15 protein-coding genes, 1 pseudogene and 1 riboswitch are annotated in these 20,737 nt (G+C 71.4%); of the genes and pseudogenes, 10 read left to right on the forward strand and 6 right to left on the reverse strand.

Features of this window, described 5'->3' with window-relative positions; translation table 11 throughout:
- Positions 1 to 142: 142 nt before the first annotated feature.
- Positions 143 to 487: a MerR family transcriptional regulator gene (locus ACGFRG_RS29905; RefSeq protein WP_361426211.1), complete on the reverse strand. Its 345-nt coding sequence runs from the start codon at positions 485 to 487 to the stop codon at positions 143 to 145.
- A 690-nt stretch (positions 488 to 1,177) separates the two neighbouring features.
- Here ACGFRG_RS29905 and ACGFRG_RS29910 point away from each other — a divergent pair.
- The 4 genes and pseudogenes from ACGFRG_RS29910 (at position 1,178) to ACGFRG_RS29925 (ending at position 3,969) form a co-directional block, all read left to right on the forward strand.
- Positions 1,178 to 1,381, forward strand: coding sequence for a cold-shock protein (locus ACGFRG_RS29910; RefSeq protein ID WP_361426214.1), 204 nt, complete (start codon positions 1,178 to 1,180; stop codon positions 1,379 to 1,381).
- 312 nt (positions 1,382 to 1,693) lie between these two features.
- A complete protein-coding gene (locus tag ACGFRG_RS29915; RefSeq protein ID WP_393268885.1) occupies positions 1,694 to 3,244 on the forward strand; it encodes a DEAD/DEAH box helicase in 1,551 nt (516 codons plus the stop codon).
- 46 nt (positions 3,245 to 3,290) lie between these two features.
- Positions 3,291 to 3,569, forward strand: a pseudogene (locus ACGFRG_RS29920) (hypothetical protein); the annotation flags it as partial.
- Positions 3,570 to 3,660: 91 nt separating this feature from the next.
- A complete protein-coding gene (locus ACGFRG_RS29925; protein ID WP_361426220.1) occupies positions 3,661 to 3,969 on the forward strand; it encodes an SCO5918 family protein in 309 nt (102 codons plus the stop codon).
- Positions 3,970 to 4,043: 74 nt separating this feature from the next.
- Here the strand turns inward: ACGFRG_RS29925 and ACGFRG_RS29930 are convergent, their stop codons facing one another.
- Together ACGFRG_RS29930 and ACGFRG_RS29935 are read right to left on the reverse strand one after the other, a co-directional pair.
- Positions 4,044 to 4,259: a DUF397 domain-containing protein gene (locus ACGFRG_RS29930; protein ID WP_361426223.1), complete on the reverse strand. Its 216-nt coding sequence runs from the start codon at positions 4,257 to 4,259 to the stop codon at positions 4,044 to 4,046.
- Positions 4,256 to 5,143: a helix-turn-helix transcriptional regulator gene (locus ACGFRG_RS29935; RefSeq protein ID WP_361426226.1), complete on the reverse strand. Its 888-nt coding sequence runs from the start codon at positions 5,141 to 5,143 to the stop codon at positions 4,256 to 4,258. Before ACGFRG_RS29935 ends, ACGFRG_RS29930 begins: the two co-directional genes overlap by 4 nt.
- A gap of 139 nt (positions 5,144 to 5,282) precedes the next feature.
- On the opposite strand from ACGFRG_RS29935, the gene ACGFRG_RS29940 reads away from it, so the two are divergent.
- Positions 5,283 to 5,834, forward strand: a complete 552-nt coding sequence (locus ACGFRG_RS29940; protein ID WP_393268890.1) for an ATP-binding protein — start codon at positions 5,283 to 5,285, stop codon at positions 5,832 to 5,834.
- Between the two features lie 10 nt (positions 5,835 to 5,844).
- Positions 5,845 to 6,240: a TOBE domain-containing protein gene (locus ACGFRG_RS29945; RefSeq protein ID WP_361426232.1), complete on the forward strand. Its 396-nt coding sequence runs from the start codon at positions 5,845 to 5,847 to the stop codon at positions 6,238 to 6,240.
- A gap of 30 nt (positions 6,241 to 6,270) precedes the next feature.
- Here ACGFRG_RS29945 and ACGFRG_RS29950 read toward each other — a convergent pair whose 3' ends face one another.
- On the reverse strand, positions 6,271 to 7,785 hold the full coding sequence (locus ACGFRG_RS29950) for a PucR family transcriptional regulator (protein ID WP_393268894.1): 1,515 nt from the start codon (positions 7,783 to 7,785) through the stop codon (positions 6,271 to 6,273).
- 254 nt (positions 7,786 to 8,039) lie between these two features.
- Here ACGFRG_RS29950 and ACGFRG_RS29955 point away from each other — a divergent pair, with 254 nt between their 5' ends.
- The 3 genes from ACGFRG_RS29955 (at position 8,040) to ACGFRG_RS29965 (ending at position 12,296) form a co-directional block, all read left to right on the forward strand.
- Complete coding sequence (locus ACGFRG_RS29955) at positions 8,040 to 8,894, forward strand: FAD binding domain-containing protein (RefSeq protein ID WP_393268897.1); 855 nt, start codon at positions 8,040 to 8,042, stop codon at positions 8,892 to 8,894.
- On the forward strand, positions 8,894 to 11,728 hold the full coding sequence (locus ACGFRG_RS29960; RefSeq protein WP_393268900.1) for a molybdopterin-dependent oxidoreductase: 2,835 nt from the start codon (positions 8,894 to 8,896) through the stop codon (positions 11,726 to 11,728). The genes ACGFRG_RS29955 and ACGFRG_RS29960 overlap by 1 nt, the downstream gene beginning before the upstream one ends.
- Before the next feature lie 76 nt (positions 11,729 to 11,804).
- Entirely contained in the window at positions 11,805 to 12,296 is a 492-nt protein-coding gene (locus ACGFRG_RS29965; RefSeq protein ID WP_361426243.1) for a molybdopterin-dependent oxidoreductase, read from the forward strand.
- Here the strand turns inward: ACGFRG_RS29965 and ACGFRG_RS29970 are convergent.
- Positions 12,290 to 16,711 (reverse strand): molybdopterin-dependent oxidoreductase, encoded by a 4,422-nt coding sequence (locus ACGFRG_RS29970; protein WP_393268903.1) that lies wholly within the window; start codon positions 16,709 to 16,711, stop codon positions 12,290 to 12,292. The genes ACGFRG_RS29965 and ACGFRG_RS29970 overlap by 7 nt on opposite strands.
- A gap of 303 nt (positions 16,712 to 17,014) precedes the next feature.
- Positions 17,015 to 17,166, forward strand: a riboswitch (cobalamin riboswitch).
- A gap of 178 nt (positions 17,167 to 17,344) precedes the next feature.
- Here ACGFRG_RS29970 and metE point away from each other — a divergent pair.
- The gene (gene metE / locus ACGFRG_RS29975; protein WP_393268906.1) at positions 17,345 to 19,663 is read left to right on the forward strand and encodes a 5-methyltetrahydropteroyltriglutamate--homocysteine S-methyltransferase; all 2,319 of its coding nucleotides are present in this window, start codon (positions 17,345 to 17,347) and stop codon (positions 19,661 to 19,663) included.
- A 131-nt stretch (positions 19,664 to 19,794) separates the two neighbouring features.
- Here metE and ACGFRG_RS29980 read toward each other — a convergent pair whose 3' ends face one another.
- Positions 19,795 to 20,589, reverse strand: a complete 795-nt coding sequence (locus ACGFRG_RS29980) for a VOC family protein (protein ID WP_393268909.1) — start codon at positions 20,587 to 20,589, stop codon at positions 19,795 to 19,797.
- Positions 20,590 to 20,737: the final 148 nt, after the last annotated feature.

Below are 20,737 nucleotides of genomic sequence, written 5' to 3' on the forward strand. Positions count from 1 at the left end.
GCGCCACGGGCGTCACGTGCGTTGGGCGCGACATTTTGACGCATGTTCGACGCACGTGAGGCCCTACTGGCGCACATCTGAGGCTGTTCTGATGAGGCGTCAGGTCGCCTTCCCGGCGGGCCGTCGCGGTCCTGTGTTCCGGTCAGCCTGAGATCTTCGGCTGCGACTCGTGGCCCTGGGTGCGCAGTTGCTCGTTGATGCGCCGGGCTTCTTCGAGTTGGTCTTCGAGGATGATGATGCGGCAGGCGGCTTCGATCGGGGTGCCTGCGTCGACGAGTTCGCGGGCGCGGCCGGCGATGCGCAGTTGGTAGCGGGAGTAGCGGCGGTGACCGCCTTCCGAGCGCAACGGGGTGATCAGGCGGTGTTCGCCCAGGGTGCGCAGGAAGCCGGGGGTGGTGCCGAGCATCTCGGCGGCCCGGCCCATGGTGTACGCGGGGTAGTCGTCGTCGTCGAACTTGTCGGCGGGGCGGGTACTGCGAGGGGGCATAGACCTCTTCTTTCGGGGACGCGTACGGGGGCCCGAGTGCCGTGCTGGCACCCGGGCCCCGAGCTGTGAAGTTTCGTGTCTGCCGTGCCGTGTAGCGCCGTGCCGCCTTCAGGCTTCCCGGCTACGTCGGGAAGACTAACCCCGCGATGAGTAAATGTCTATCTTCGTCACGATAGTTTTTCTTCGGGAGGCGTGGCGGACCGCCGGTCGCGCGCGATGCTCGGGCAGGTCGTGGCGGCGGCCACAGGCGCACCGGCGCCCCGGCCCGGCCCCGTCCCGCCCGCCCTCGCGCCGGACTCCGCCGATTTTCACATCGGGTGCGCGATGTCCGTATCGGATGCGCGAGGTGCGCGGGGCGCCCGGCGCCCGCCCGGGAATATCTGTCGCAGCCGGAACGAATATCTGCGCCCGCGAGGTGAGAGTTTGGCGGGCCGGACGACCAGGGTTTTTGGTGCAATGACGGAGGGTGGATTATTCACCGTACGCAGACCGTTGAGGCGTGCTACTGTCGATCTCAGTTGCAGTTGTGGTTCCCAAAACTTCAAGTTCCTCCAGTCGGTCAGCCGGTCAGCCGGTTTCTGTCGACGGGAGTGCTTTATTTCCGGTCATTTTCCGGGCGGGGTAATCATTGCGGCGACTCGGTGTCCACGCGGTGTGGATTCCGATGCACTGCCCCAAAGGAGATATGACATGGCTGCTGGTACCGTGAAGTGGTTCAACGCGGAAAAGGGCTTCGGCTTCATCGAGCAGGACGGTGGCGGCCCTGACGTGTTCGCCCACTACTCGAACATCGCCGCTCAGGGCTTCCGTGAGCTCCAGGAAGGCCAGAAGGTCTCCTTCGAGATCGCGCAGGGCCAGAAGGGCCCGACGGCCGAGAACATCGTTCCGGCCTGACGCTGACGCGCACTTTGTAGCTGGGGCCCGCATCCTTCGGGGTGCGGGCCCCAGCTATACGCATTTTCCCGCACTCGTTCCGCCTGGCGGAGCGAACGGCTCGGATGAATCCGCAGCCCCGTGAATCTGCGGCCCCGTGAGTCCGCGGTCCCATCACGTCCCCATCGCGTCGCCCATTTCGGCAACTGCGCCCGCGTGAATGTCCGCCGGCCGGGGTTGCATTCTTTTACCACCGGTTCATACCTGTGATTATCCGCGCCGCTCATCGCTGCGGGAATTCCTTGATATGTGCCACATCGAGGAAGGTTCCACATGAACCGCACACGTATGAACGACCGCTCCGCCCGCACCCGTAACGGCAGTGCCGACGCCGGACAGGGCGGCAGCCGCTTCGGCTCGCAGGCGCCGCGTCGGTCCGGCGGATCGGCCCAGTCCGGCGGATCGGCCCGTTCCGGCGGATCGGCCCGTTCCGGTGGGTCGACCCGTTCCGGTGGTTACGGCCGCCGCCCCGCCGCAATACAGGGCGAGTTCGCGCTTCCCAAGACGATCACCCCCTCGCTGCCCGCCGTCGACGGCTTCGCCGATCTCGACATGCCCGAGCCGCTGCTGGCCGAACTCGGCAAGCAGGGCGTGACCGTACCGTTCCCGATCCAGGGCGCGACGCTGCCGAACTCCCTGGCGGGTCGTGACGTCCTGGGCCGCGGGCGCACCGGTTCCGGCAAGACCCTCGCCTTCGGCCTCGCCCTGCTCGCCCGCACCGCCGGACAGCGTGCCGAGCCCCGCCAGCCGCTGGGGCTGATCCTCGTACCGACCCGGGAGCTGGCACAGCAGGTGACCGACGCGCTCGCTCCCTACGCCCGCTCGGTCAAGCTGCGGCTGGCCACGGTGGTGGGCGGGATGTCCATCGGCAAGCAGGCCGGCGCGTTGCGAGGCGGGGCCGAGGTCGTCGTCGCGACCCCCGGCCGGCTCAAGGACCTCATCGACCGCGGGGACTGCCGGCTGAACCAGGTGGGCGTCACCGTGCTGGACGAGGCCGACCAGATGGCTGACATGGGCTTCATGCCGCAGGTCACCGCGCTGCTCGACCAGGTGCGTCCGGAGGGGCAGCGGATGCTGTTCTCCGCCACCCTGGACCGTAACGTCGACCTGCTGGTGCGCCGTTATCTGACCGACCCGGTCGTGCACTCGGTGGACCCCTCGGCCGGTGCGGTCACGCGGATGGAACACCACGTCCTGCACGTCCACGGTGCCGACAAGCACGCCGCCACGACCGAGATCGCGGCCCGCGACGGCCGCGTGATCATGTTCCTGGACACCAAGCACGCCGTCGACCGGCTGACCCAGGACCTGCTCGCCAGCGGCGTCCGGGCGGCCGCGCTGCACGGCGGCAAGTCACAGCCGCAGCGCACCCGCACACTGGCGCAGTTCAAGACGGGGCACGTCAGCGTGCTGGTGGCGACCAATGTCGCGGCGCGGGGCATCCACGTCGACAACCTCGACCTCGTGGTGAACGTCGACCCGCCGACCGACCACAAGGACTACCTCCACCGCGGCGGCCGCACCGCCCGCGCGGGCGAGTCCGGCAGCGTCGTCACCCTCGTCCTGCCCAACCAGCGTCGCGAGATGAGCCGCCTGATGACGGCCGCCAGGATCACCCCGACGATCACCCAGGTCCGCTCCGGCGAGGCGGAACTGAGCCGCATCACCGGCGCCCGGACCCCCTCCGGCATTCCGGTGGTCATCACCGCACCCGTGGTCGAACGCCCCAAGCGCAGCGCCTCCTCCCGGGGCCGACGTCGCCCCGCTCCGGCGGCCCGGCGCACGTCCGCACACCGCTCCGGCGCCAACGCGGCGGCGGCCTAGAGCCTTCGCGATCGGCAGGCCGACCCATCTCTGCAGGAGGTACCTTTTGACGCCGACCCAGATGCAGCCCCGCCCGGCGGGCGCCGACTCCGTGCACAGGACAGTGCCCGAGGTCATGGACGCGGCCGGACCGCAGGTATCCGACGACATGAGCGTCGAGGTGGCACTGGCCGTCCTGGCCGCCGCTCGCACGGGTCGACTCCTCGTCTGCGACCAGGACGGCCAGTGCACCCGCCTGGTCACCCGCGCCGACCTCACCGCTGCCCGCGACAGCTCCGCTTACTCGGACCGCGTCCGCCTGCGTGACATCTTCGACGAACAAGGCAGCACCCAGGGGCGCCTCCTCGCCCTCTCCCACTGAACCGCCGCACCCTGGCAGGTCCGTGTCCGTTTCCCCGCTCTCCCTGTGAGGCCATATGCGCTGCGTCATCGCCCGCTTCCCCTTCGAGCTCACCAAGAGCGGTGTGCTGGAATCGATGAAGGGCATCAAGCCCGAACCGGACGCCGGCGAATCCGTGACCATCGGCCGTCGCCACTACCCGGTCAAGCAGGTCGGCCAGGTCATCACCCGTCAGGACCGCCGTGACTTCAGCGCCGCCGAAGTCCTCCGGGCCATGACCCAGCTCGGCTTCACCTGCCGCACCCTTCCCGCAGCCGCGCCCGCACGCGGCCTCAGCTCCCTTCAGCGCGCTTCCGCGATGCTCGGCACCCCCGCATCCGTCTGACCCGGTGCTGCGTCGCACGTACGAGAGCCCTGCCGCCCCAAGGGACCGGCAGGGCTCTCGTGTACGTACGGCCGTCAGGCGTCCCGCTCCGACGCGGCCGACCCGACGAACCCCGCCCACGCCTCGCGCGACACACGGACGACCGGCCCGGCCACGGCCTTGGAGTCCCGGATGTGCACAACTCCCGTACCGGCCGCGACCTCGACGCACTGGCCGCCCTCGGCTCCGCTGTAACTGCTCTTGAACCAAGCGAGGTTGGACGCGATGGCCGAGGACTCAGAGTTGTTCATAGCGATCCCAGCAACCTTTCCATGAAGGCGAGCGACTCTCGCGACGGGAGAGCCTGTGATCGGATGATCCCATAGCGGGCGGCGGCGAGAGTGGTCTGTTCCGGCTCGGTCTGGAGGGCGCTGGTTCCCTGCGCTTCGGTGTAGACGAACCTCTTTCCGTCCTTGCGTGTGATGACCGTGAACGCGCCGTCCACACCCGCGTTGTACTCGCGGTCGGTCGGCATGACTTGAATCTCGACGTTCCGCTTGTCGCCGATCAGCAGCAGTTGCTCAAGCTGCCCCCGGTGCACGGCTTCGCCTCCCCACGGATGCTGCAATGCCGCCTCTTCGAGCACGAAGCTCAGCAGCGGCGCGGGCCAGCGGCTGAAGATGTCCTGCCGGGCCATGCGGGCCGTCACGCGCTGCTCGATGGTCTCCTGATCCAGGACAGGGCGCCGCATGTCGAGCACGGCCCTCATGTACTCCTCGGTCTGGAGCAGGCCGTTGAGTACGTGGGTGTCGTACGCGAGCAGTTCGACGGCCTCCTTCTCCAGCTCCGCCATCCCCTGGAAGAACACCGGATACTGAGCCCGCTCCACCTGCTCCTTCCACACCGTCAGCAACCCGTCCGCCCCCAGCACTTCGTCCGCCTGGTCGATCGTCCTGGGCGAGGGAATCCGCCGTCCTTGCTCGAACGACGCGACAGTGGAGGCCGAATACCCCAGCCGCCGCCCGAACTCCTCGCGTTCCAGACCCGCCCGCACCCGCAGTGTCTTCATGCTCTGGCCGAACGCCGTGACCACGCCCTGGCCGGACTTGTCCGCCGCCTGCCCTCCGGCACCGTCGTCGACCGTCACGGCAGCCTCTGTTTCCCTGCCCGTACCGTTGGTGTTGGTCACCACCATCGCCTCCCTGGCCCAACGCCCCTCCGGGGGCGTCGTCACGCCGCGTGTCTCGTACTCGTACCGACACCGTGCGTACAAACGGCTTGCGTCGGTGCGTCACCACTGGTCACGCTACGCGACCGGCGACACCGTTGCCGGTGTGACGACCAATCCCGCAAGCTCCGGGCACATCACCCAACCCGCCTGCCCCACCGGCTACTTGACCGCTCCTCACGCGCCGCTCGACCACATCTTCGAGATGCGCTTCACCTCCACCCCGCGCGGCGCCCGCCTCGCCCGCAGACTGGCCGCGCACCGGCTGGACGCGTGGGGCATCCCGTACGGCGCCGACGCGCACGACGCGATCGTGCTGATCGTCGCCGAGCTGACCGCCAACGCCGTACGGCACGGCCATGTCCCCGGCCGGGACTTCCGGCTGCGGCTGCGAGTGACCGCACACTCGCGGACCGCCCGGATCGAGGTCACCGACGCCCGCGCCGAACGCCTGCCGCCCAGGCCGGACGCGCTCCGGTCGCCGGACGCGGACGACTCCGGGGGCCGGGGGCTCCTCCTCGTCGCCGGGCTCGCCGACCGCTGGGGCTGGCATCCACGGCTCGACGGTCCCGGAAAGACGGTGTGGGCCGAGGTTTCGGCCGTGACCGGGCGTCCCGGGCAGGATCCACCGGCCGAGCCCCAGCCGGACGGGCCCTAGAGTGCTCCCCGTGCCGACCTACAGCATTGGCCAGGCAGCGCGGCTGCTGGGCGTGAGTTCCGAGACCGTTCGGCGATGGGCCGACGGCGGGCGGTTGCGGATGGAGCGGGACGGTACGGGGAACCGGGTGATCGACGGGGTCGGGCTCGCCGGGTTCGCGCGCGAGCGGGCCGTCGGGCAGCACGAGGTGCCCGGCGCGGTGGCCACCTCGGTGCGGAACTCGTTCGTCGGGATCGTGACCGCTGTGGTCGTCGACGACGTGGCCGCGCAGGTGGAGATCCAGTGCGGGCCGCACCGGGTGGTCTCGCTGGTGACCCGCGAGTCGGTGGACGAGCTCGGCATCGAGGTCGGGGTGACCGTCACCGCACGGGTCAAGTCGACCAACGTCCATGTTGATGTGACGTGACGTCGACCTTCAGCCCCGCGACCGCCCCCCTCACCTGCACAGCAGCGCCGCCCGCAGATCCAGTTTGTGGTCCAGGCGGGACAGGTCCCGGCCGGTCAGCAGCTCGATCCGCTCGATGCGGTAGTGGACCGTGTTGACGTGCAGGTGCAGTGCCTCGGCGGTCCGGGCCCATGAGCAGTTGTGCGCCAGGAAGACCTCCAGTGTTTCGAGGAGCGTCGTGTGCGAGGGGGTGTCGGTCTTCAGCAGCGGGCCCAGGGTGCGGGCGCAGTACGCCGCCCGTACGTCCGCCGGGACCCCCGCGAGCAGTGACTCCAGGGTCGACAGGTCCTCCACGGCCGTGACGCCCGCGCCGCCGGGCGACCCGGTTCTGGCCGCCGCGAGCGCGTAACGCGCCTGCTCAAGCGCCGAGCCGAGCTGCGACGCCTCCACGGGCGCGCTCACCCCGGCGTGCAGCGGCACACCGGGACGGCAGTCCTCCAACAGGGGCCAGATCGCGGCCAGTTGGGTCCCGTCGGCGTCCGGTGCGTGGACGACCGCGATCGCCCCGCCGTCCGGTGCCGCCCCCACCGCGAACGGCGCCGGGGCGAAGTGGCTCAGCGCCTCCGTGAGGGCGTCGGCGGCCCCGTGCCCCTCCGTGCCGGGCGTCGACGCGGCCAGGACCCGGTACGGCCCCTCGGCCGGGAGTCCGCACGCGGCCATGGCGGCCGGATCAACCGCCTTCACCTCGTCATGAGTTGACGCGATCAATGTCATCAAGTCGTCCTGCGCCCGGCGCGCCACCGTCCTGCGGCGGTCGTGGTCGTCCCGCGACTGGGTGACGATCTCGGCTATCTCGTGCAGCACGCGCGGCGGGACGTCCGCTGCGTCCGGCAGATGCAGATGCCAGGTGTCGTACGGGCCGCTGTCGGCCCGGATCCGCAGGGTCACGCCGGAGCTGCCGCGCAGACCGAGGGCCGCGCGCCGGGCGGGCAGGGGCGGAGCCGACGGGGTGCGGGCGACCGTACGGCCGCTGCTGGTCAGCAGATAGCAGGGCGGCGCGCCGAGCGGCGAGAACGCGCGGTCCAGGAGCTCGCCGGGGTCCGCGCCGCGCTCCAGGAGCCGGCTCAGCTCCGTGCGTACGTTCTCGGGCAGTGCGTAGTGCGGCGCGGGCAGGCGGCTGAGGTCGCCCCACTGGCGCAGGTACACCGCCTCGGTGATCGCCCTGAAGCTCGTCCGCGCGGGCACCGACAGGAGCGGGACGCGGTGCTCGCGGCAGGAGTCGACGAGGTCGGCGGGGACCGTGCCATGGGTCTCCTCGCCCGCGAGCAGCGCGGTCGCGCCCGCCGTGCGCAGGGCGGAGACGAAGCGGTCGGTCCTGGCGCGGTCCTCGCCCGGACTCCACCACACCAGACCGCTCAGCACGATCTCGCCCTCCTGGAGGAAGCGCGCCGGGTCCTCCAGGTCGGTGGCGGTGACGCCGCTGATCTCGCGGCCGAGGAGCGGCTCCTCGCCCCACAGCAGGGCGAGGTCCAGGCTGTCGAGCTGGAGGAGGTGTCCGACATGCATGCTCTGGCTCCTTGCGCGGCTGCCGGGCGGACGGCCCGACTTCTCACATTCACGAGGCGAGTGCGAGTTCCGACATCGTAAATGCCAGTTGATGAAGTGAGAATGACTCCTGGTGGATCCTCCAGTTCATGATCGTGGGACTGGGAGGTTTTCCGTGTGCCGCACCAGTCGTTTCCGGCCGTACGCCCGGGCTTCACTGGCTGGAACACTGCGGCCGAACGCGGCGGCGGGCACAGGGGAGACGGTGCGGAGCCATGGATCTGAACACGGTCGTCGAAGTGTGCGACGCCCGGCGGCGCGGGCCCTGGCGGCCCGGCGACGCCTGGCTGGGGGGTGGCACCTACCTCTTCTCGGAGCCCCAGCCGCAGCTGCGCCGGCTGGTGGACCTCGGCCGGATGGGGTGGGAGCCGGTGCGCGGCCTGCCGGACGGCTCGGTCGAGATCGCCGCGACCTGCACCATCGCCGAACTCTCCTGCTTCGGGAAGCAGCTGCGCGGCCCCGCCGCCCCCCTCTTCGAGCAGTGCTGCCGCGCGTTCCTCGCCTCCTTCAAGATCTGGAACATGGCGACCGTCGGCGGCAACCTCTGCAACGGCCTGCCCGCCGGGCCGATGATCTCGCTGACCGCCGCCCTCGACGGCGTCTGTCTGCTCCAGGCCCAGGACGGCTCGCTGCGCCGCGTCAAGGTCGCCGACTTCGTCGTCGGGGCCGGACGCAAGGACCTGGCTCCGGGCGAACTGCTGCGCTCGGTCACCCTTCCGGCCCGCGCCCTGCGCTGCCGTACGGCCTTCCGGCAGGCGTCGTTGTACGGACTCGGGCGTTCCGCAGCGCTCGTCATCGGCACGCTCGACCCCGGGGACGGCTCGCTCACGGTCACGGTCACCGCCGCCACCGTGCGCCCGTTCCGGTTCTGGTTCCCGCTGCCGCCGGACGCCGCCCGGTTGCGCGGCGCCATCGAGTGGGCCGTGGGCGAGGACGACTGGTTCGACGACATCCACGGCCTCCCGGCCTGGCGCCGCCATATGGCGCTGCGCTTCGCGGAGGAGATCCGCCGCGAGCTGACCGACGGCCAGCCCGCCTGTTACCAGCCCGCCAACGGCCGAGGTGTGTGATGACGTATCAGATCGAGGTGAACGACCGGCAGTTCGACGCCGAGCCCCGCCCCGGCCAGTGCCTGCGGACGTATCTGCGCGAGCGCGGCTGGTTCGGGGTGAAGAAGGGGTGCGACGCCGGGGACTGCGGGGCCTGCACGGTGCATGTGGACGGCAAGCCGGTGCACAGCTGTCTGTACCCGGCCGTCCGAGCCGACGGCCGCTCCGTCACCACCGTCGAGGGCCTGGCCCGGGGCGGCGAACTCCATCCCGTACAGCAGAAGTTCCTCGACGCGCAGGGCTTCCAGTGCGGGTTCTGCACCGCCGGGTTCCTGATGACCACCGCCGCGCTCGACGAGGATCAGCTCACCGATCTGCCGCGCGCCTTCAAGGGAAACATCTGCCGCTGCACCGGCTACCGTGCCGTCGAGGACGCCGTACGGGGAGTGCGGCACACCGAGCGGCCGTGCGCGGGCCAGGCCGTCGGGCGCAACCTCGGGGCGCCGGCCGGGCCACAGGTCGTCACCGGTACCGCCCGCTACACGTTCGACGTCGATGTCCCCGGCCTGCTGCACATGAAGCTGCTGCGCTCGCCGCATCCGCACGCCCGGATCGTCGCGATCGACACCGCCGCCGCCCTGCGCGTCCCCGGCGTCCACCTCGTCCTCACCCACCACGACGCGCCGGAGCGGCTCTATTCGAGCGCCCGCCACGAGCACCCCACCGAGGACCCCGACGACACCCGGCTGCTCGACGACACCGTCCGCTACATCGGGCAACGGGTCGCCGCCGTCGTGGCCGACAGCGAGGCGGCGGCAGAGGAGGGCTGTCGACGTATCGACGTGACGTACGAGCAACTGCCGTTCGTCGTCGATCCCGAGGAGGCGATGCGGCCGGGGGCGCCCGTCATCCACGACAAGGGGCCCGCATCGCGCATCGCCCGGCCCGAGAACAACGTCGTCGGCGAGGTGCACGGCGAGATCGGCTCGGTCGAGGACGGCTTCGCCGAGGCCGACACCGTCTACGAGGAGACCTTCCGCACGCAGCGCGTCCAGCACGCCAGCCTCGAAACGCACGGCGCGCTGGCGTACTTCGAGCCCAAGGGGTCCGGGTCCGAGGACGGCGGCGAGGGAGGTCAGGGCGGCGAGGGAGGTCAGGGCGGCGAGGGAGGCCAGGGCGGCGAGGGAGGTCAGGGCGGCGAGGGCGAGCGGCTGACCGTGCGCTCCAGCACCCAGACCCCGTTCCTGACCCGCCGCGCCCTGTGCGCGCTCTTCGATCTGGCGCCGGACGAGGTGCGGGTGGTCGCGGGCCGGGTCGGCGGCGGATTCGGCGGCAAGCAGGAGATGCTGGTCGAGGACATCGTGGTGCTCGCCGCGCTGCGCCTTCGCCGCCCGGTGAAGCTGGAGTACACACGCGCCGAGCAGTTCTACGGGGCGACCACCCGCCATCCGTTCCTGGTCGGCGTGAAGATCGGCGCCCGCGCGGACGGCACGCTCACCGCGCTTCAGCTGTGGGTGGTGGCCAACACGGGGGCGTACGGGAACCACGGGCCCGCCGTGATGTTCCACAGCGTCGGCGAGTCGATGGCCGTCTACCGTGCCCCGCACAAGAAGGTCGACGCCTTCTCCGTCTACACCAACACCGTCCCCGCGGGCGCCTTCCGGGGCTACGGCCTCGGCCAGGTCACCTTCGCCGTGGAGTCGGCGATGGACGAGCTGGCCCGCCGCCTCGGCATCGACCCGCTGGTCCTGCGCGAGCGCAACATCATCGGCCCCGGCGAGCACATGATCAGCCCCGGCGGCGAGGAGGAGGACCTGGAGATCGCCAGCTACGGCCTCGACCAGTGCCTGGAGGTCGTACGCGAGGCCATCCGCGAGGACCGCAGCGCCGCCGACGCGCCCGAGGGCTGGCTGGTCGGCCAGGGCACCGGCATGTCCATGATCGCGACCGGCCCGCCCGGCGGCCACTTCGCCGACGCGACCGTCAAACTCCTGGAGGACGGCACGTACGACATCGCCGTCGGCACCGCCGAGTTCGGCAACGGCACGACGACCGTGCACAAGCAGATCACCGCCTCGGCGCTGGGCACGACCGTCGAGCGCATCGCGATCCGCCAGTCGGACACGGACGTCGTGCGCCACGACACCGGAGCCTTCGGCTCCGCGGGCACGGTCGTCGCGGGCAAGGCCGTCATGCGCGCCGCCGACTCCCTTGCCGATCAGGTGCTTTCATACGCCGCCGAGCACACCGGCGTACCCGTCGAGGCATGCCGGCTGACCGAGGACGCGGTCGAGTGCGCCGGGCGTACGGTCGCGCTCAAGGAGCTGTACGAGGCGGCCCGCGCGGCCGGACGCGAGCTCAGCGCCGACGGCCACTGGGGCGGCTCGCCCCGCTCGGTCGCCTTCAACGCCCAGTGGTTCCGCCTCGCCGTCGACCCCGGCACCGGCGAGATACGCATCCTGCGCAGCGTGCACGCCGCCGACGCGGGCCGGGTGATGAACCCGATGCAGTGCAGGGGCCAGGTCGAGGGCGGAGTGGCCCAGGCGCTCGGCGCGACCCTCTTCGAGAACGTACGCGTCGACGAGCGCGGCGAGGTCACCACGGCCGCCTTCCGCCGCTACCGGCTGCCGCAGTACGCGGACGTGCCGCGCACCGAGGTCCACTTCATGGAGACCGCCGACGCGATCGGACCGCTCGGCGCCAAGTCGATGAGCGAGAGCCCGTTCAACCCGGTCGCCCCCGCCTTCGCCAACGCGCTGCGCGACGCGACCGGCATCCGCTTCACCGAACTGCCCGTGACCCGGGACCGTGTATGGCTCGCCCCGGATGGGCATGTGCAGGACCATGACGGGTAGTGGATTCACATCAGCGAGGCAGATACGGGATCTCGGCTCGCAGTCGAGTCTCCTGCCGGAGTCGTCGGCGAGGTCCGTGCCGAGGACCTTCGCGCTGTGCGGGGACGTGGCCCGCCCCGCCGCGCTCACCGTCGCGGATCTGCGCGGCGGCTGGGCGGCGCACCGGGCCGACGTCGTCTTCGACTGCGCGACCAGCGGCCCGCAGCGCCATTCGTTCGAGGGGCCGCTGCTGCGCGAGGTGGTGGGCGACGCCGGGCCGGGGTTCGACATCCGGCGCCGCAAGGACCGCGCGCGCTTCCTGCTGACGGTCGACGGCGGCGACGGCCATCACACCGTCCTGGCCTGGGCGGAGATCGACGCCGACTTCGGCGACCGGCCGGTCCTGCTGGCCACGCGCATGGACGGGCGCGAACTGGACGCCGAGGGAAGCCAGTTGGTGGTGCCGTCGGACCGGTGCGGGGCGCGCTATGTCAGCGCGATCACCCGCATCTGGCTCGGCCCGTTCCCGGCTGCTGCTGTGGAGGGCGGGTCAGTGGCGGGCGCAGAGCGGAGGGCGGCGGGTCAGTAGACGTCCCGTACGTAGCGCTTCTCGGCCCTCAGCTGCTTCACGTACGCCGTCGCCGACTCCTCGTCGAGCCCGCCGTGCGCTGTCGCTACGTCGCGCAGCGCCCTGTCGACGTCCTTGGCCATCCGGGAGGCGTCGCCGCACACGTAGAAGTGCGCGCCGTCCTGGAGCCAGGACCAGAGCATCGGGCCGTGCTCGCGCATACGGTCCTGGACGTACACCTTGGCCCGCTGGTCACGCGAGAACGCGGTGTCCAGCCGGGTGAGCGTGCCCTCGGCGCTGAGCTTGGCGAGCTCGTCCTCGTAGTAGAAGTCGCTCGCGCGGTGCTGCTCCCCGAAGAACAGCCAGTTCGGGGCGGTGTGGCCGAGCGCCCGGCGCTCGTAGAGGAAGCCCCGGAACGGGGCGACGCCGGTGCCCGGGCCGACCATCACCATCGGCGTCGCGGGGTCCGAGGGCGGCCGGAAGTGCCGGGTGCGCTGCACGTACACCGGCATCGGCGTGTCCGGCGGCGCGTCCGCGAGCAGGGCCGAGCACACCCCCTGGCGCGGGCGCCCGAGCCGGTTCTCGTACCGGACGACCGACACCGTCAACGACACCTCGTACGGGTCGGCCAGCGGGCTGGACGATATCGAATACAGCCTGGGGCGCAGGCGTTTGAGCACACCCGCCCACTCCTGCGCACTCGCCCGCACCCCGTACTCGGCGATCGCGTCGATGGCCTGCCGCCCCCACGACCAGCGCGTCAGCTGCCACTTGTTGTCGGGCCGCAGCAACTGCCGCAGGTCACGGTCGTGCGTGCGCTCGGCGAGGAACTTCAGCAGGTCGTGGCTGACCGTGGTGATGTCCAGATGCTCGCGCAGCGCGGTACCGAACGCGACCGGGCCGCCCTCGCCCGCCCCACCGCCCCCGCCGAGCCCACTGATCTCGACCGGCGCCCCGGCGTCGATCCCCGTCACCGCGAGCCATTCAGCCACGAGCGCGGGGGAGTTGACGGGGTGCACGCCGAGCGCGTCCCCGGCGGCGTACGTGAGCGGAGTGTCGCTCTCACGGGTGTCGAACGTGAACCGACGCACCTCCTTGCCCGCGCCCGGCAGACTCAGCAGCGAGTTCCCGGTGAGCTTGGCACTGACGGCGGCGGCCCGCGAACTCGACAGGGAGAGCGAGGCCCCGGCCGGACGCGCGACGGACGCCGCATGCGGCCCAGCATCGGCGCCCGCCGTGCCCGCCGTGCCGGCCGTGCCCGTCATCCCGGGCGCGCCGGACGAGTTGGACGGGCTGGACGCGCCAGGCATCCCCGGTGCCCCCGGTGCGCCGGGCGTCCCGGACCCGGGCGCGGAGCCGGACCCGGGCGCGGGTGCGTCGAGCACCGTCAGCACCTCGTCCAGCCACCCCCGCGCCCGCTCCTCGAAGTCCGGTTCGCAGTCCGTGCGCGCGAGCAGCCGCACCGCGCCCAACTCGTCCAGCCGCCGGTCGAGCCGCCGCCCGTGCCCGCAGAACTCGTCGTACGACGAGTCGCCGAAGGCCAGCACGGCATAGCGCCGCCCGTCCAGGCGCGGGGCGCCCGCCCCGGCCAGGGCCTCCCAGAACCCGGTGCCGTTGTCGGGCGCGTCGCCGTCACCGGTGGTGCTGGTGACCAGCAGCAGATCGGCGTCCGGGGACAGCGCGCCCGGGGCGGTGTCGTCCATGGCGAGCAGCGCGGTCCGGTGCCCGGCGGCGGTGAGCCGTTCGGCGGTGACGGCCGCGACCTGCTCGGCGTTGCCGGTCTGCGAGGCCCACAGGACGACCACGTCACGGCCCGAGGGCTCGGCGGGCACCTCCTGCGGCTCCACGGCGGTTCGTGAAGCCCGCGAGTACATCCCGGCCAGCACGCCGTTCACCCACAGCGCGTGCTCCTCGGAGAACGGCGCTCCCGGTGGCAGTACGGGAACCCCGGGCGCCCCCGATTCCAGCCCGGCGAGAAATCCGGCCAGGTATCGGCGTTCGTGCTCGGCGAGGACCGGCGGTTGGACGTCGAGCCCGAACACGGCAGCGGGGCTGCCTGCTCCGCTCGGCGGATTCGTGTCAATTGCCTCCAATGTGTGGGGAGTCGGGTGTGCCGACGCACCTGTCGTGTCCGCACTCGTGCCCATGCCCGCACTCGTGCCTGTGCCTGCGTCTGTGCCTGCGCCCGCACCGGTGGCCGCACCGATGTTCGCGCCGGCGGCCGTGCCGGTGTTCGCACCTGCGCCCGCACCCGTCGCCGTCGCCACGGGTCCCGTCGGCGTCGCCACCTTGACCAGCGACACGGCGCACATCTTGAACCCGGGCTGGAGCGAGACCGGGTCGACCGCGTCACTGGTCACCGCGTTGACGCTCAGATACTCACCGAACAGGTCGCTCCAGTGGAACGGCGCGAAGCAGCACCCCGGCCGCACCCGGTCGGTCAGCACCGCGGGCAGCACGGCCCGCCCGCGCCGCGAGGCGACCTCCACCGAGTCTCCGTCGGCGATGCCCAGCGCCTCGGCATCCTGCGGATGCATCTCGACGAACGGCGCCGGGTTGAGCCTGTTGAGCTTGTTCACCTTTCCGGTCTTGGTGAGCGTGTGCCACTGGTGCGGCAGGCGCCCGGTGTTGAGTACGAACGGAAAGGCGTCGTCCGGCATTTCGGCGGCCGGGACGTGCGGCCGTGCGTGGAACACCGCCCGCCCGCTCGCGGTCGGAAACTCCGGGCCGCCGCCCTTCCCGTCCACATAACGGATGGGATTGCGGTCCGGTTCCCCGGCGTTCGCGGCAGGCCATTGGACGGGTGTGGACCGCAGCCGCTCGTAGCTGATCCCGCGCAGGTCGTAGCCGGTCACGGGGTTGTGGGCGCGCTTGATCTCCTCGAAGATCTCCTCGGCGTCGGCGTAGGCGAACGCCTCCTCGTACCCCATCGCGCGGGCCACCCGGGCGATGATCTGCCAGTCCGGCAGCGCCTCGCCGGGCGGGTCGACGGCGCGGCGGGCCAGCGTCAGGTTGCGCTCACTGTTGACCAGCACGCCCTCGGCCTCGGTCCACAGCGCGGCGGGCAGCACCACATCGGCGTACGCGGTGGTCTCGGTCTCGGCGAACGCGTCCTGGGCGACGACGAATTCGGCCGCCTCCAGGCCCTCGATGACGGTACGGCGGTTGGCGACCGAGGCGACCGGGTTGGTGCAGATGATCCAGCACGCCTTGATGTCCCCCTCGGCCATCCGCCGGAACATCTCGATCGTGCCGAGCCCCGCCCCGTCGGTGCGCAGGGTGCCCGCGGGCAGCTCCCACAGCTCCTCGGTGAACGCCCGGTCCGCGTCCACGAGGACCGAGCGCTGTCCGGGCAGCCCGGGGCCCATGTAGCCCATCTCGCGGCCGCCCATCGCGTTCGGCTGGCCGGTGAGCGAGAACGGCCCGCTGCCCGGGCGGCAGATCGCCCCGGTCGCCAGATGCAGATTGACCAGCGCGTTGGTGTTCCAGGTGCCGTGCGTGGACTGGTTGAGCCCCATCGTCCAGCAGCTCATCCACTCCCCGGCCGCCCCGATCCAGCGCGCCGCCGTACGGATGTCTTCCTCGGGGATCCCGGTGATCTCGCTGACCGCGCCGGGGGCGTAGTCGGCCAGGAACCCCTCCATCGCCTCCCAGCCCTCGGTGTGCTCGGCGATGAAGGAGGGGTCGGTGTCCCCGTTCTCGTGGAGGAGGTGCAGCAGCCCGTTGAGCAGCGCGAGGTCGGCTCCTGGCTCGATCTGGAGGAACAGGTCGGCCTTGGCGGCGGTCGCGGTCCGCCGGGGGTCGACGACGATCAGCTTCGCCCCCGCCTTGACCCGTTCCATCATCCGCAGGAAGAGGATCGGGTGGCAGTCGGCCATGTTGGAGCCGATGACCAGGAAGACGTCCGCCCTGTCGAAGTCCTCGTACGAGCCGGGCGGGCCGTCCGCGCCGAGCGACAGCTTGTAGCCGCTGCCCGCGCTGGCCATGCACAGCCGGGAGTTGGACTCGATCTGGTTGGTCCCGATGAATCCCTTGGCCAGCTTGTTCGCCAGGTACTGCGCCTCCAGGCTGAGCTGGCCGGAGACGTACAGCGCGACGGCGTCCGGCCCGTGCGCGTCGACGATGGCCCGCAGCCGGTGCGCCGTGGCGGTGATCGCCCCGTCCACCGGGGCGGGAACGGGCCCGTCCCCGCGCTCGCCGCGCACGAGCGCGGTGGTGAGCCGCCCGGGCGCGGCCAGCATGTCGGCGGTGGTCGCGCCCTTGGTGCACAGTCGGCCGGAATTGGCGGGGTGGTTCTTGTCGCCGGACGCCTTGAGCACGGTGCGCCGTCCGTCGGGGCCCGCACCGATGTCGAGGACCAGCCCGCAGCCCACACCGCAGTACGAGCAGACCGTGCGGACCTGCTCGGTGCCGGTCCGCGAGTCCTGTGCGGTCAACGGGTGTCCCCTCTCGTCCCGGCCGGATCCTTGTGTTCCGACCGTACGAAATGCCCGTTACGTCGATGTCACGCGCGCAGATCGTGCGTGGTTACACCGGCCACACTAACCGCGACCCGAGGGTGTGAGCATGAGTGTTCGACTGCGGCAACGCGCGCGAGGACGGGCCGTCGGAGAGACGACAAAGGGGGGCCGAAATCGGCCGCGGGCGGCCCGTTTTATTACCCGAGCGGGTGGTCCGACCCACTCTGTAGGGTGGCTCACGCAGCTGGTTCGCCCCTGTCCGCCAGGCAGGCGCGTCGCAAGAGGGAACCCGGTGGGAATCCGGGACTGCCCCGCAGCGGTGAGCGGGAACGACCGCCGTCATACGCACTGGGCCCGACCGGGTCCGGGAAGCGACGGCCACTAGGAGTCCGCCGGGAGACCGGCGTGCGCGCCCGCGAGTCCGAAGACCTGCCCGCTGCCCGCGCGCGGACCTGCGCGCGGAGATCCCGGTGACCTCGTGGGCGGGTCGGCGTGCACGGCGGGCGTATCGGCGCGGCACTTCGCGCGCGTGGCGCCTTGTCCGTCATCCCTTCGCGTCCGCGACCCGTGCCGGGGTCGTTCCGGGACATTCTCGCGAAGGAGAGATCCGTGACCACCGAGTCCGCAGCCGCGGCGGCACGCGCCACCGTGTACGGCTACCCGCGCCAGGGCCACCACCGGGAACTGAAGAAGGCCGTCGAGGGCTACTGGAAGGGCCGCGTCAGCGCCGAGGAGCTGGGCGGCACGGCTCGCGAGCTGCGCCGCGCCACCTGGCTCCAGCTCGCCGACAGCGGCATCCACGAGGTCCCCAGCGGAGACTTCTCGTACTACGACCATGTCCTCGACACCAGCGTGATGGTCGGCGCGATCCCCGCCCGCCACCGCGCCGCCGTCGAGGCCGACGCGCTGGCCGGCTACTTCGCCATGGCGCGCGGCACCCAGGACGTGGCACCGCTGGAGATGACCAAGTGGTTCGACACGAACTACCACTACCTGGTGCCCGAACTCGGCCCCGACACCGTCTTCGGCGCCGACTCCGCCAAGCAGGTCGCCGAGCTCACCGAGGCGCTCGTACTGGGCCTCGCCGCCCGGCCCGTCCTCGTCGGGCCGGTCACCTACCTCCTGCTCGCCAAGCCCGCCCCCTCGGTCGCCGCGGACTTCGAGCCGCTGACCCTGCTGGAGCGGCTGGTGCCCGTCTACGCCGAAGTGCTCGCCGATCTGCGGGCGGCGGGCGCCGAGTGGGTCCAGCTCGACGAGCCCGCCCTCGTCCAGGACCGCACACCCGCCGAACTGGCAGCCGCCACGCGCGCGTACGAGGTGCTCGGGAGCCTCACCGACCGCCCCAAGCTCCTCGTCGCGTCCTACTTCGACCGGCTCGGCGACGCCCTGCCCGTCCTCGCCAAGGCGCCCGTGGACGGCCTCGGCCTGGACTTCACGGGAGCGGCCGCCGCCAACCTCGACAGCCTCGCGGCCGTGGGCGGTCTGCCGGGCAAGCGCCTGGTCGCGGGCGTGGTGAACGGCCGCAACATCTGGATCAACGACTACGAGAAGTCGCTGGCCACCCTCGGCACACTCCTGGGCCTTGCCGACCGCGTCGACGTCGCGGCCTCCTGCTCGCTGCTGCACGTCCCGCTCGACGCGACGGCGGAACGCGACATCGACCCGCAGATCGCCCGCTGGCTGGCGTTCGCCCGCCAGAAGACGGCCGAGATCGCCACGCTCGCCCGGGGGCTCGCCCACGGCCCCCACACCATCGCCGCCGAACTCGCCGCCAACCGGGCCGACCTGGCCTCGCGCGCCGGTTCCGCCCTCACCCGCGACCCGGCGGTACGCGTGCGTAGCGCCGCTGTGACCGAGGCGGACGCCCGCCGCTCCCAGCCGTACGGGCAGCGGACCTCGGCCCAGCGCGCCCGTCTCGGCCTGCCCGTGCTGCCCACGACCACCATCGGCTCGTTCCCGCAGACGGCCGAGGTCCGCACCGCGCGCGCCGATCTGCGGGCCGGACGCATCGACTCCGAGGGCTACGAGGAGCGGATCAGGGCCGAGATCCGCGAGGTCGTCGCCTTCCAGGAGAAGGCGGGCCTGGACGTCCTGGTCCACGGCGAGGCCGAACGCAACGACATGGTGCAGTACTTCGCCGAGCAGCTGACCGGCTACCTCGCCACCCAGCACGGCTGGGTCCAGTCGTACGGCACGCGCTATGTGCGCCCGCCGGTCCTGGCCGGCGACATCTCCCGGCCGCATCCGATGACCGTGCGCTGGACCGGGTACGCCCAGTCGCTCACCAGTCGGCCGGTCAAGGGCATGCTGACCGGGCCGGTCACCATGCTGGCCTGGTCGTTCGTCCGCGACGACCAGCCGCTCGCCGACACCGCCCGCCAAGTCGCGCTCGCCCTGCGCGACGAGGTGAACGACCTTGAGCGCTCGGGGACTTCGGTCATCCAGGTCGACGAGCCCGCCCTGCGCGAGACACTGCCCCTGCGCGCCGCCGACCACGCGGCCTACCTCGCGTGGGCGACCGAATCGTTCCGCCTGACCACCGCGGGCGTACGTCCGGAGACCCAGATCCACACGCACATGTGCTACGCCGAGTTCGGCGACATCCTGCGCGCCATCGACGACCTCGACGCGGATGTCATCAGCCTGGAGGCGGCGCGCTCCCATATGCGCGTGGCCGACGAGCTCGCTGCCGCCGGCTACCCGCGCGAGGTGGGCCCCGGTGTCTACGACATCCACTCGCCGCGCGTACCGAGCGCCGAGGAGGCGGCCGCCCTGCTGCGCAGGGGACTTGAGGCCGTCCCGGCCGACCGGCTCTGGGTCAACCCGGACTGCGGGCTCAAGACCCGTGGCTGGGCCGAGACCCGGCGGTCCCTGGAGAACCTGGTCGCGGCGGCCCGCACCGTGAGGGCGGAGACAGCGGGCAGGTGAACCGGCCGGTGACGGCGGGGACGGCAGGGCGGTGAAACGGCCGGGGAGGACGGAGATGGCAGGGCGGTGAAACGGCCGGGGAGGGCCTTCACGCGCGCGTGAAGGCCCTCCCCGGTACTGCGTGCGTCCCGCTACACGTCGGTCATCTGCGGCATGTCGCCCTGCGTCGTCGACATGTCGATCACCGAGAAGGCCGCGCCCTGGGAGTCGGTGAGCGCCGCGAACCGGCCGAACGGCGTGTCCATCGGCCCGAACCGCAGGATGCCGCCCTGCTTCGTCGCCTTTTCTACGGCCGTGTCGCAGTTGTCGACGGCGAAGTACACATTGACGTACGGCGGAACCTCGGGCGGGAAGTCGTCGGTCATCTTCATCCGCCCCATGACCATGTCGCCGCCCACACTGAAGACCCGGAAGTCAGCCGCGTCGTCCTGCATCTGCTTGGCGCTGTACGGGAAGACGGAGGGCAGGAAGCTGTCCAGCTTCGCCGGATCACGGGTGAAGAACTCCGCCCAGCAGTACGCGCCGGGCACCCCCTTGGCCTCGAAGCCCTCGTGGCTGCCCGCCTGCCAGACGCCGAAGACCGCGCCGCTGGGCTCGCGTGCGATGGCCATCGAGCCGAAGTCGCCGACCTGCATCGGCTGCATCAGGACCTCGCCGCCGTTGTCCGTGATCTTCTTCGCGGTCGCGGCGACATCGGGCGACGCGAGGTACAGGCACCACGCCGACTGCCCCTCCTGCCCGGGCATCGGCGGCACGATGGCGGCCACCGCCTTGCCGTTCGCGTACGCCTGTGTGTAGTTGCCGTACTCGGAGTTGGCCTCGCCGAACGTCCAGCCCAGCACGTCGCTGTAGAAGCTCTTCGCCTTCTCGACATCGCTGAACATCGCATCGGCCCAACACGGAGTGCCCTCGGGTTCTGCGGCCATGACAGTGCTCTCTCCTGTGTGACAGTCGGTCCGGCCTGCCACGCTAGCCAGCAGTGCCGCGGCCCGCGCGTCGAGCGCTTCCACCCGCCGGGGCGCGGACGCCCGGAGCGCGCGGACAGGGGTGACGCGCCGCCTGGCCGGGCAGGTA

Origin of the sequence: Streptomyces sp. NPDC048696 (genome assembly GCF_043198895.1) — a bacterium.
Classification (GTDB): domain Bacteria; phylum Actinomycetota; class Actinomycetes; order Streptomycetales; family Streptomycetaceae; genus Streptomyces.